The sequence below is a fragment of the Streptomyces sp. HUAS 15-9 genome, assembly GCF_025642155.1.
In the GTDB taxonomy this organism is placed as follows: domain Bacteria; phylum Actinomycetota; class Actinomycetes; order Streptomycetales; family Streptomycetaceae; genus Streptomyces.
Window position 1 is genome coordinate 4550510 of the sequence record NZ_CP106798.1, and the last position, 10982, is coordinate 4561491.

The window sequence follows — 10982 nt, forward strand, 5'->3', positions numbered from 1 at the left end:
CGCGGTGCAGGAGCGGGATGATCCGGCGATCATCGGGCGGCGGGTGCAGCAGCTGCGCACGGAACGGGGGCTGACCCAGCGGCAGTTGGCCGAGCCCGCCTATACGCCCGCCTATATCTCCACCCTGGAGGCAGGGCGGGTGCGCGCCTCCGACGACGCGCTGCGGCACATCGCCGGGCGGCTCGGGGTCGCCTTCGAGGAGCTGGCCATCGGGCGGCCCGCCCACCTCGCCACCGATCTGCGGCTGCGGCTCACCGAGGCGCAGCGCACCCTGGCCACCGGGGCCGCCGAGGAGGCGGCCGCGCAGTACGCCGCCCTGTTCGCGGAGGCGGAGGCGCACGGGCTCCCGCTGGAGCAGGCCACCGCGCTGCTCGGGCTCGGCGAGTGCGCGCTGGACACCGGGGACCTGGCCGGGGCCCGGGGGCACTTCGAGCGGGCCGAGGAGCGGATGGCCGGGGAACCGCTGCCCATCCGGGTGCCCGCGCTGCGCGGGCGGGCCGTCTCGCACTACCTCGCGGGTGAACTCCGGTACGCGGTCTACCTGCTGGAGTCCACGCTCGACGAGCTCAACCGCGGCGGACTGCACGACCCCGACGCCCTGCTGCTCCTGTACGCCAGCGTCATCGGCCCCTACATGGACATGGGCGCCCATGCCCGCGCGGCCCAGGCCGCCGAGTTCGCGCTGGCCCTCGCCCCGCAGGTCGCCGACCCCGCGCTGATCGCCCGGATGCACCGCTCCGTCGCCCGCACCCTGCTCGCCGAGGGCCGGGTCGCCGAGGCCGACGCCTCACTGGCCAAGGCGGCCGAGCTGTACCGCCAGCTGCAACTGCGCACCGAACTCGCCAACTGCCACTGGATGCGCGGGTACGTGTACGCCCAGGACGGCGAACTGGAGCGGGCCGAGGGCGAGTTGCGGGAGGCCATGACCATGCTCTCGGCCACCCGCGCCGCCCTCTACAGCAGCCAGGTCGCCGTCGAACTCGCCGACGTACTGCACCGGCGCGGAAAGTCCGACGAGGCCGCCGAACTGCTGCACGGGGTGCTGGGCGATCTGTCCTCCGAACGCGGTGCCGTGCACTCCGCCGCCGCACACCGGCTGCTCGGCATCATCGCCGAGGACGCCCGCGAGACGGAGGCGGCCGAGGAGCACTACGTCCGCGCCCTGAGCCTCCTGGAACGGGCGGGCGCCGCCGGCGACCTCGCCGACCTGTGCCGCCTGCTCGGCGACCTGCTGCGCCGCACCGGCCGCGTGGAGGCCGCGCTGGACGCGTACCGGACGGGACTGGGGCACCGTACGGCCCCGGGCACGACGACGCTCGGTCCGGCGCCGGCGCAGCCGCCTTTGTGAGGGGGCACCACGACCCTCGGTCAGCCCCCTCCCCGAGGGCGCGGGGCCGTTTCGGTCACGGTGCGGTGGGTACCCGGTGTGCCCCCTTCCGACGGGAGCGTCGCCCGCCCGGGCCCTTCGGGTTGTGCCGATGCTGAAGGAGGCGGTGGATGTGCAGCGGGTCGACGAGGCGATCGTCGAGCGGCTGCGGGGCACGGCGCCCTGGGCCGCGCCCGGGCGGGTGTGCGCCCTGGCGGTGGAGTTGCTGCCGGTCACCGGCGCGAGCGTGTCGCTGTGCGTCGGGGGGCTGCCCGTGCGGATCGGGGCGAGCGACGACGCGGCGGCGGGCATGGCCGAGCTGCAGACCACGCTGGGCGACGGCCCGTGCCTGTACGCCGCCAGGATCGCCGCGCCCGTGCTCGCCCGCGATCTCACGGCCGTACCGGCCGTGCTGCGCTGGCCGGTCTTCGCCCATCAGGCAACGGCCGCCGGGGTACGCGCGGTCACGTCGATACCGCTGGGCGTCGAGCCGGTCTGCGTGGGCACCCTCGACCTGTACGGCCCCGAGCCCGGCGACCTGGACGGCGGTGATCTGCACACCGCCGTGGTCCTCGCGGGCGTCCTGACCCGCGCCCTCGTCGCCCTGCCCCGCCCGGAGGCGGGCACCGACTCGTTCGGCGGGGGTGGGCTGAGCGGCCTGACGGCGGACCACGACCAGATCCACCGGGCCGTCGGCATGATCATGGCCCAGCTACGGGTTCCCGCGGACGAGGCGCTCGACCGGCTGCGCGGCTACGCGTTCGCGCGCGGCCGTACGGTGCTCGACGTGGCGCACGACCTGGTCGGGCACCCCAGGAGCCTGTACGCGGACTGAGCGCCGGGTCAGGCCTGCGCGCGTCCCTGTTCCCGGACCTGGGCCAGACGCCGACTGCCGAGTTCGAGGGACTGGGCGACGGCATCGGAGGGCGGGGTGCCCAGAGCGCCCTCGGTGAGCACGATCGCGTCGTCGCCGACACGCACGACCGCGACGTCCACGGTGAGGGTGACGGCGTCGCCGTCCTCGTCGACGGCCTCCCCGGTCAGCGTCACCCGCAGACCCTGCCGGGCGTCCCCCACCTGCGGCAGCTCGGCCTCGTAGACCTGGACGGTCTGTGGTCCCGCGCCGGTGGTGGCCGCCGAGAACCGCGCGCACGTCCGCGGCAGCGTCTTCAGCCAGGCCAGCGTGCGGTCCAGGTCCACCCGGCGGTCGCCGGCCACCTGGTAGCGCAGCTGGGCCTGGTCGTCGCCGTCGTCGAGGGCGGTCACGGCGTACGCCCCCGGCGACTGCACCAGCAGTTCGTCGGCGTACAGGGCGTCGAGCAGCTGCTGGCACTGCGGGGCCGTGGTGGCCGCCTTCAGCAGCGTGTCCCGCCAGGTCGCGGCTCCCTGGGTCGGCCCCCACGGCACCCCCAGATCCGCCTCCGTGATCAGGGCCGATCGCGCCTGGGCCGCGGTGAGCGCGGGGCCGGCGGACGGGGAGAGCTGTCCGGCGGCGGAGGCGGCGGGGACCGACCGCCGGGCCGCCTTCCCCTGCCGGCCTGCCAGACATCCGGAGGCCGTGACCAGCACACCGATGGTGAACACGCAGGCGGCGAGGCGACGGGCCGGGCGGACGGACATGGCGGGGCCTCCTGAGCGGGCCGGTTCCGGTGACCGGGTACGTGTGTGATCTCACGGCATCACCCCTCGGCCCCGGCCACCAGCGCGACGAGCCGTCCGGGTGAGGCGCGGTGTCCGGGTGGGGCGCGGCGTGCCGTGCGGAAAACCGATCGACCGTATGCCCGCGCCCGGTTAGCCTCGGCCCATGCAGCGCGCCCTGTCGTACCCCTTCCGCACGACGACGCCGGAGAGTGTCCCGGCGCGCTGACAGCTGACCCAGTCCGAAGCCCCGGGGCGAGTGCCCCGGGGCTTCGTCGTGCTCACGGGGTGTTCGCCTCCCTCACCGAGGAGACCACCGTGCACGACCACCGCCGGCTCGGCCGTGAGCTCGACCTGTTCGACACCGACCCGCTGATGGGCGCCGGGCTGCCCTACTGGCTGCCCGACGGAGCCGTCGTACGCCACACCCTGGAGGAGTACGTCCGCGACGCGGAACGCGTGGCCGGGTACCGGCACGTGTACTCGCCCGTGCTCGGCAAACGGGAGCTGTACGAGATCTCCGGGCACTGGGACCACTACAGCGACGACATGTTCCCGCCGATGGAGCTGGGCTCCGAACAGGTCGTCATGCGTCCCAGCCTGTGCCCCCATCACGCCCTGATCTACCGCTCCCGCTCCCACAGCTACCGCGAACTGCCCCTGCGCATCGCCGAGCTGGGCGGCATGTACCGCTCCGAGCTGTCCGGTGTGCTCGGCGGGCTCACCCGGGTCCGCGCGATCCAGCTCAACGACGCGCACATCTTCTGCACCCTGGACCAGGCGGTCCAGGAGGCCCGCGCCGCCCTGGAGCTGATCGCCCGTGCCTACGCCGACCTCGGCATCCGCGCGGCCCGGTACCGCCTCTCGCTGCCCGGTGAGGGCGGCAAGTACGTCGCCGACCCGGCGCTGTGGCAGCGGGCCACCGCGCTGCTGAAGGAGGTGCTGGCCGAGTCCGGCGTGGACTACGAGGAGGCGGCGGGCGAGGCGGCGTTCTACGGCCCCAAGATCGACGTCCAGATCGCCGACCCCGCGGGCCGTGAGTCCACCCTCTCCACCGTCCAGATCGACTTCCACCAGCCCGAGCGCTTCGACCTGCACTACATCGGCCCCGACGGGGCCAAGCACCGGCCGGTGATGGTGCACCGCAGCGTCATCGGCAGCATCGAGCGCGCCGTCGCGCACCTCGTCGAGGAGCACGGCGGGGCCTTCCCGGCCTGGCTGGCGCCCGTGCAGCTGGTGGTGCTGCCGGTCGCGGACGAGCAGTACGCGCGCGCGGAGGCCGTGGTGCGGGAAGCAGTCGCGCGGGGGCTGCGGGCCGAGCTCGCCGACCCCGGGCAGGGCAGCCTCGGTGCCCGGATCCGGGCGGCGCGTCTGGTGCCGTACCAGGCCGTGATCGGCGCGCGCGAGGCCGACGGCGACGCGGTGACCGTACGGCTGCGGGACAGCCGTCGGCCGGGGACCTTGCCCGTCGCCGAGCTTCTGGCCCGGATCGCCGCCCGGGTCGAGGCCCGCGGGACCGTGCTGTGGGACTGAACCCCGCATAGGGTCGGGGCGAGGGAAGAGGCACGAGGGACCACAGAAGGAGCCCCGCCGTGACCGACCGGACGACCATCCCCGTGATCATCGACTGCGACACCGGCGTCGACGACGCCCTGGCCCTGTTGCTCGCCGTCCGCCACCCCGGCCTCGACCTGCGCGCCGTCACCTGTGTCGCCGGGAACACGAACGTGGACGGGGTGGTCCGCAACACCCTGACCGTACTGGAGCAGGCGGGCGCCGAGGACATCCCCGTCGCCCGCGGGGCCGCGCGGCCGCTGATCGAACCGGCCCGCTCGGCCCGGCATGTGCACGGGGAGGACGGGATGGGCGACCTCGGGCTGCCCGCGCCCACCCGTGCCCCGGCCGACGTGGACGCCGTGACGCTGCTGCGCCGCGAGATCCTCGCCTCGCCGCGGCCGGTGACCCTGATCCCGACCGCGCCCCTGACGAACATCGCGCTGCTCCTGCGCACCCACCCGGAGGTGACCCGCAACATCGAGCGGATCGTGTTCATGGGTGGCGCGGTGGCCGCCGGGAACGCCACGCCGGTCGCCGAGTTCAACGTCTGGCACGACCCGGAGGCGGCCGCGATCCTGCTCACCGCGGGGGTGCCGATCACCATGTACGGGCTGGACGTGTTCACCCGGGTCGTGGTCCCGGGGGCCGAGGTGCGGCGGCTGCGGGCGAGCGCGGAACCGGGTACCCGGCTCGCCGGTGAGCTGCTGGCCCACCGCCCCTCCGCCCCCGACCCGGACGGCGACGACCCGGCGGGCGGGCTGGGTGACGCGGGCGCCGTGTGCGCGGTCGCCGACCCGGCCGGCATCGCCACCCGCCCGCTGCCGGTCGAGGTCTCCCTCGCCCTCGGCCCGACCCGCGGCCAGACGATCGTCGACCGCAGGCCGCGCCCCGGGGAGTCGGAGATCCACCACGGCACGCGCGAACAGGCCCTGGTGGACGTGGCGTTGGACGTGGACGTGGAGCGCTACGTGAAGCTGTACCTGGAGACGGTGGAGCGGGCCTAGCGACGGTCACACTCCGCCGCCGGACGGCCGAACGCCCCGGAGCGGGGGTCTCCGGGGCGTTCGTTTCGGGGGTGGTTCAGGGGTGGATCAGGAGCGGGCCGTACGGCGGCGCTTCGTCGCCAAGACGATCGCGGCACCGCCCACGAGGAGCACCGCGGCGCCTCCCGCGATGATGCCGCTGCCGGTGCCGCCGCCGGTCTCCGCGAGGTCATCGCCGCCGCCGTTCGGCGTGGGGGCCGGAGCGCTGGTCGACTTGGAGGCGCTCGGGGCGGGGGTGGTGGGGGGCTCGGTCGACGGGGTGCCCGTCGCGGGCGGTGTCGACTCCTCGGCCGGGGTCGAGGGCTGTGCGGACTCGGGGGCGGACGGGGTGGGGGTGGCCGGGGGCCGCGACCCGGTCGTCGCGCAGTCCTTCGTGCCGCCGTTCCAGGCCGCGATCAGCTTGTCCTTGATGACCGGGTGGTCCGGGCCCTTGGGCAGGTCGCCGTGCTCGAAGCCGTCGTTCGCGTCCGCCTTGCCATCGAACTTCACCGTGCCGCGGTAGAGGTCGATCTGGCCGAAGCAGCCCGCGTCCGGCACCGCGATGTCGAGGGAGTCCATCTGGCCGGGCTTGACCGTCACTGAGTCGAAGTCGACGAAGACCTGCTCGCCGGAGGTGGCGAAGGAGGAGCCGTGGGCGAGGTAGGAGGCCAGGGAGGCGGTGCAGGTGGTGGCGTCGCCGGCGGCGCGGACCTTGATGTGGACCTTGCCGTCCTCGGTGGGCTTCAGGTTCTGGTCGTCGACCTTGACCGAGTCGTAGAACGAGGTGCCGTCGAGCGAGAACTGGCAGCGGTCGGTGCCGGTCTCCGTGCCCGCGCCCGTGCCGGGCTGGTAGGTGCCGCCGGACTTCCAGCCGTCACCGCCGGGCGTGTCATGGGCCCAGGCGCCGGATGCGGCGGCGACGGAGGCCGCGCAGAGGGCGAGCGACGCGGCGCCCGCCCCCAGCAGGCGGCGCGCGGTGACACGTCTGGCTATGGACATACGTATCCCATCTCAGGAGCCCGAGGAGAGCGGCATGGAGACACCGGCCCCATCGGTCATATGCGGCACGGCGTGATCACATGGTGGTTCCCGAGGTTTGAACCTGTCAACCTGCGCTGATGCGGGGGGAGTTGACGCCGCCGTCACAATTCCGCCACATCGGGAACGATCCCCTCCGGCAGACAGGACCGGGCGCCGGCTAGCCCACCGTGGGGCTGGGGCTGGGGGTGGCGCCGCCACCGCTGCCGCCGGTGGAACCGTCGATGTTCAGGGGGCTGGACGTGGCGTTCGGCGGCGGGGTGAGTACGACCTGCGGCTGCCCGGCGGGCGGGGGCGGTGGGGTCAGGTCGGCGTCGGGCAGCTTCGGCGGGGTGGTCTGCTGGAAGATGGTCTGGTCGAAGTCGACCAGACCGGTCTTCTCCATCACCGTGATGTGGTCGAGCACGGTGTCGTTGGCCTGGTCGGCCAGGGCACGTATGAGCGTGTTCTTGGTGGTGGACCGGATCTTCGCGATGGTGTTGAAGATCGAACCGTGCGTCATCCGCAGGATGTTGGCGAAGTCGGAGTCGAACTTCTTGCCGCTCTCGGACTTCAGCTGGGTGACGAAGCCCTCCTGCTGTGGACTCGCGATGTTGGGCAGCGTGATGTTCAGCATGGGCGCGATCTTGCGGCAGGAGGCGTCCAGTGCGGCGTGCCCGTCGACCAGGTGCCGGCTCGCGGTGACGACCGCCTTCGTGGTGCCCTTCTGCAGCCCGATCTGACCGACCGGGTACTCCCACAGACCGGCCGCGCGCACCTTGACCACGAAGTCACGGTCGCCCTCGGTCAACGGCCCCCACTGCGTCTGGGCGATGACCAGGTCCGGCGAACTGGAGACCTTGCTCACTCCCAGCATGCTCGGGTAGACGAGCGCCCCCAGGGTCAGGATCAGGGCACCGCCCACGAAGAGAGTTCCCGCCGCGTTCCGCGAAAAGCGCACCGTGCCTCCTGGCCGTTCGTGAATCCCGGCCACCAGTACGGATGCGGCAGGTGTGGGAGTCTTTTGGTTTGGCAAAATCTACGGGGAGTCGGGGCGGGTGTGTGAGGGGGTACGTGTCAGCGGCGATGCCGGTTGATGGAACATTGACCCCCTCGCGGGCGAGTCCTGGTGAGCCCCGGACCTAGATTCGCCGCATGCCCCCACAGCCTCCCCCCAGAGTTCCCGCCCCTCTTCCCGTCCTGCCCTATCGCAAGCCGACCAAGGGCCGTGACTACTGGGTGCTGGACGACGTGCTGCCCGACGTGGACGCCGTGCGGGAGCGGTGTCTCGCCAAGGACGACTGGGTCCAGGGGTATCCGTACACGTCGGAGACCTGGCCGGGACTGCGCACCATGCCCGGGCTCGAACCCGCCGAACTGGGCCGGGTGGAGCGGCTGGTGAAGAAGGCCACCGGCGCCAAGGAACTGTGGGTGCAGCGGGCGCCCGGCGGCGGGACCCTCAATCACAACTGCGTGCAGGTGGTGGGCGAAGGCGAGAGCGAGCCTAGGCCGCACACCGACTCGCGTGCGCTGTGCCGGTATGCCGCCGTGCTGTATCTCAACCCCGGTGTGCCCAAGGACTGCGGGACCAGCTTCTACCGGCAGTCGATGCCCGGCGGGCGCCTCGGCGGCAATGTCGTCCAGGCCCCGCACAACAACCTCGTCGAGGCCCTGGGGACGCGGTTCGTCGCGCCCGACGCCTTCGAGGAGGACGTACGGGTTCCGCACAAGTACAACCGGCTGCTCCTCTACAACGCCAACCTCGTGCACAGCGCCACCGGTTACTCCGGCAGGACGCTGGAGGAGAAGCGGATGACCGCCGTCTTCTTCTGGATGGCGTGAGCGGATGGCCTGAGCCTGGCCGGGGCGTCAGTAGCGCAGGGCCGTCCCCACCTCCGGCTTCACCTGGCCCGAGAGGTTGTGCGTGCTGCGGGCCGTGCCCGTGCCCGTCTTGCCCGCCGCCACGTCGCCGATGGTGACGACCACCGAGTCGAGGAGGTTGCCCCCCGGGTCCTTGAAACTGACCTGGACGGCGAAGGACTTGGTGGAGTCCGCCGTGTTGTTCGCCGTGACCTCCACCGTGGTGCGGCCGTCGGAGGCGGTGGCGGGCGTGCCGAGCTTCACCTCGTCCTTGGCGTTGATGCCGTTCTTCACCTCGGCGAGCCGACGCCGGGCCTCCGCAGACGCCGACGCGACCACGTCCTGGCCCTTCGAGGCGAGGGACGACGCGGCCGACGCCGCCTTGCTGACGGCGGCCGACGCGGCCTTGCTCGCCTCGGGCGACGCCTTGCCGCCGTCGGAGCAGCCGCTCAGCGCCGTGCCCAGCGCCGCCGCCAGCACCAGCGCCACACCCGTTCGATAACCCGCCATCACGTACGCCTCCATCGGTGTCACTCGGCCACGCTGTCCCACCCAGTCAAGATCCGGATCCGCGCCGGCGCATGTCGACGTCACCCGTACGGCGCAACGCCCGGTTGCCCGTCCTCACCCGGTTCGGGTGAGGCCATGACGCACCCGGTGTGCGCAGGCTGAGGGCAGCAGACAGCCGCGGCCGGGTGACGGCCCGGGGCGGCGGGAAATCCGGCGGTAGATCCGGAGGGAAGACGTGGACACGGTGTACCTCGCGTACGACTATCCGCTGCTGAGCGCGTTCTGGACGATGCTGTGGTTCGTCCTGCTGGTCATGTGGTTCGTGCTGCTCTTCAAGGTGATCGTGGACGTGTTCCGGGACGACTCCCTGAGCGGCTGGGCGAAGGCGGGCTGGCTGGTGTTCGCCATCGTGCTGCCCTTCCTCGGCGTCCTGGTCTATGTCATCGCCCGCGGCAAGGGCATGGGGCAGCGCGAACTCGCCGAGGCACGACAGCGGCAGGCGGCCTTCGACTCGTACGTCCGTGAGACGGCGGCCCCGCAGAGCCGGCCCAGCAGCTCGGACCAGCTCGCCAAGCTGTCCGAACTGCGCGACCACGGTGACATCACGGAGGACGAGTTCCGCCGGGCCAAGGAAATGGTGCTGAGCGGCCGTTCCCCGAGATGAAACGAACGTGAGCGGCGGCCGGAACACCGGATGGGCTCGGCTGGCACTGCTCGCCCTGGCGGCCGGCGTACTGGTGCCGCTGCTGGCGGCCGGGCTGACGAGCGTGCTGTGGGCGCTGGCCGGCCTCGCGGGGCTGGCGCTCACCGCCGCCGGGCTGTGGTGGGCCCTCGCGCACACCGGCGTCGTACGGGCCGCGGGAATGCTGCTGGCGGTGGCCGCCCCGCTCGCGGTCCTCGCCCTGTACGCCGCGCACGGGCTGATCTGGGAGGCCGCCCTCTCCCTGGGCCTGTGGATCCTGGCGGTCACGGCCGCGCGGATCGCCCTGACGCCCTCGGGAGCGGCTTCCGGACGCCACCGTGACACGGGCCCCGCCGCGCCGCCGCGCCGTGCGTGGCTCCTGATGAACCCGAACGCCGGCGGCGGCAAGGTGGCCCGCTTCCATCTGGCCGAGCGGGCGCGGGCGGCGGGCGCCCGGGTCGTCCTGCTGGACCCCTCGCTCCACCCGGACGTGGCGGAGCTGGCCCGCAGCGCGGTGGCGGAGGGCGCGGACCTGCTGGGCGTGGCGGGCGGGGACGGCACACAGGCGCTGGTGGCACAGGTCGCGGCCCAGCACGATCTGCCCTTCGTGGTGATTCCCGCCGGTACCCGCAACCACTTCGCCCTCGACCTCGGCCTCGACCGCGAGGATCCGGCGGCCTCTCTCGAGGCGCTGACCGACGGCGAGGAGCTCCGGGTCGACCTCGGGTTCGCCGCCGACCGGGTGTTCGTCAACAACGCCTCGTTCGGGACGTACGCCGCCGTGGTGGGCGAGCCCGCCTACCGGAACCGGAAACTGCGCACGATCCTGCGCACCCTGCCCGACCTCCTCACCGGTGACGAGGCGCCCAGACTGGGGATGCGGTCGGGCAAGCGGCATCTCGACGGGCTCCAGGCGCTGCTGGTCAGCAACAACCCCTACCGGCGTGCCGCCGACGCGTCCCGTCCGGGCCGCAGGGAATGCCTGGACTCCGGGCTGCTGGGCGTGGTGTGCGTGCGGGTCGGCAGTACGGCCCAGGCGGCGCGGCTGGTGAGCGGTGCGCGCTCGCCGGGCCTGATGCGGCTGACGGCACGGGAGGTGGTGGTCGAGGCGACCACGCCCACCGTCCCGGCCGGTGTCGACGGGGAGCACACCATGCTGCCCGCGCCCGTCGTGTGCCGGATCGTCCCGGGGGCGCTGCGGGTGCGGGTGCCGCGCCGCCGTCCCGGTGCGCCGGTGAGCAGGCCGACGGCCGACTGGCGGCGGGTCCTGCGGCTGGCGCTGCGGCCGGGACGCCGTACCTGAGACCGGGGTGCCGTGCCTGAGAGCGGT

11 protein-coding genes are annotated in these 10982 nt (G+C 73.1%); 7 read left to right on the forward strand and 4 right to left on the reverse strand.

Translation table 11 applies throughout. The annotated features are described in order from the left end of the window. Positions 1 to 4 precede the first annotated feature (4 nt). Positions 5 to 1348 carry a helix-turn-helix domain-containing protein gene (locus tag N8I87_RS21045; RefSeq protein WP_263210750.1) on the forward strand — a complete coding sequence of 448 codons (1344 nt, stop codon included), beginning with the start codon at positions 5 to 7 and terminating at the stop codon, positions 1346 to 1348. A gap of 130 nt (positions 1349 to 1478) precedes the next feature. Then, positions 1479 to 2201 carry a GAF and ANTAR domain-containing protein gene (locus N8I87_RS21050; protein WP_263210751.1) on the forward strand — a complete coding sequence of 241 codons (723 nt, stop codon included), beginning with the start codon at positions 1479 to 1481 and terminating at the stop codon, positions 2199 to 2201. Positions 2202 to 2209: 8 nt separating this feature from the next. Here the strand turns inward: N8I87_RS21050 and N8I87_RS21055 are convergent, their stop codons facing one another. Continuing rightward, the gene (locus N8I87_RS21055) at positions 2210 to 2986 is read right to left on the reverse strand and encodes a hypothetical protein (RefSeq protein ID WP_263210752.1); all 777 of its coding nucleotides are present in this window, start codon (positions 2984 to 2986) and stop codon (positions 2210 to 2212) included. Between the two features lie 306 nt (positions 2987 to 3292). On the opposite strand from N8I87_RS21055, the gene thrS reads away from it, so the two are divergent. Further along, a complete protein-coding gene (gene thrS / locus N8I87_RS21060) occupies positions 3293 to 4537 on the forward strand; it encodes a threonine--tRNA ligase (protein ID WP_317633484.1) in 1245 nt (414 codons plus the stop codon). A gap of 59 nt (positions 4538 to 4596) precedes the next feature. Next, positions 4597 to 5565 (forward strand): nucleoside hydrolase, encoded by a 969-nt coding sequence (locus tag N8I87_RS21065; protein WP_263210753.1) that lies wholly within the window; start codon positions 4597 to 4599, stop codon positions 5563 to 5565. An 87-nt stretch (positions 5566 to 5652) separates the two neighbouring features. Here N8I87_RS21065 and N8I87_RS21070 read toward each other — a convergent pair whose 3' ends face one another. Together N8I87_RS21070 and N8I87_RS21075 are read right to left on the reverse strand one after the other, a co-directional pair. Then, positions 5653 to 6582: an LAETG motif-containing sortase-dependent surface protein gene (locus N8I87_RS21070; protein WP_263210754.1), complete on the reverse strand. Its 930-nt coding sequence runs from the start codon at positions 6580 to 6582 to the stop codon at positions 5653 to 5655. A 199-nt stretch (positions 6583 to 6781) separates the two neighbouring features. Next, positions 6782 to 7525, reverse strand: a complete 744-nt coding sequence (locus tag N8I87_RS21075) for a DUF4142 domain-containing protein (RefSeq protein WP_263216575.1) — start codon at positions 7523 to 7525, stop codon at positions 6782 to 6784. A 230-nt stretch (positions 7526 to 7755) separates the two neighbouring features. Between N8I87_RS21075 and N8I87_RS21080 the strand changes: the two genes are divergently transcribed. Beyond that, a complete protein-coding gene (locus N8I87_RS21080; protein ID WP_263210755.1) occupies positions 7756 to 8442 on the forward strand; it encodes a DUF6445 family protein in 687 nt (228 codons plus the stop codon). A 27-nt stretch (positions 8443 to 8469) separates the two neighbouring features. On the opposite strand, the gene N8I87_RS21085 is transcribed toward N8I87_RS21080, so the two are convergent. Then, positions 8470 to 8970 carry a hypothetical protein gene (locus N8I87_RS21085; protein WP_263210757.1) on the reverse strand — a complete coding sequence of 167 codons (501 nt, stop codon included), beginning with the start codon at positions 8968 to 8970 and terminating at the stop codon, positions 8470 to 8472. Between the two features lie 289 nt (positions 8971 to 9259). On the opposite strand from N8I87_RS21085, the gene N8I87_RS21090 reads away from it, so the two are divergent. Together N8I87_RS21090 and N8I87_RS21095 are read left to right on the forward strand one after the other, a co-directional pair. Further along, positions 9260 to 9634 carry an SHOCT domain-containing protein gene (locus N8I87_RS21090; RefSeq protein WP_263216576.1) on the forward strand — a complete coding sequence of 125 codons (375 nt, stop codon included), beginning with the start codon at positions 9260 to 9262 and terminating at the stop codon, positions 9632 to 9634. A 7-nt stretch (positions 9635 to 9641) separates the two neighbouring features. Next, entirely contained in the window at positions 9642 to 10955 is a 1314-nt protein-coding gene (locus N8I87_RS21095; RefSeq protein ID WP_263210758.1) for a diacylglycerol/lipid kinase family protein, read from the forward strand. Positions 10956 to 10982: the final 27 nt, after the last annotated feature.

What these genes read in the sequence shown, in the direction of transcription:
- N8I87_RS21090 (WP_263216576.1), top strand. Translation starts at nt 9,260, where the DNA reads ATGCTGTGGTTCGTCCTGCTGGTCATGTGGTTCGTGCTGCTCTTCAAG.
- N8I87_RS21085 (WP_263210757.1), bottom strand. Translation starts at nt 8,970, where the DNA reads ATGGCGGGTTATCGAACGGGTGTGGCGCTGGTGCTGGCGGCGGCGCTG.
- N8I87_RS21080 (WP_263210755.1), top strand. Translation starts at nt 7,756, where the DNA reads ATGCCCCCACAGCCTCCCCCCAGAGTTCCCGCCCCTCTTCCCGTCCTG.
- N8I87_RS21055 (WP_263210752.1), bottom strand. Translation starts at nt 2,986, where the DNA reads ATGTCCGTCCGCCCGGCCCGTCGCCTCGCCGCCTGCGTGTTCACCATC.
- N8I87_RS21050 (WP_263210751.1), top strand. Translation starts at nt 1,479, where the DNA reads ATGCTGAAGGAGGCGGTGGATGTGCAGCGGGTCGACGAGGCGATCGTC.
- N8I87_RS21070 (WP_263210754.1), bottom strand. Translation starts at nt 6,582, where the DNA reads ATGTCCATAGCCAGACGTGTCACCGCGCGCCGCCTGCTGGGGGCGGGC.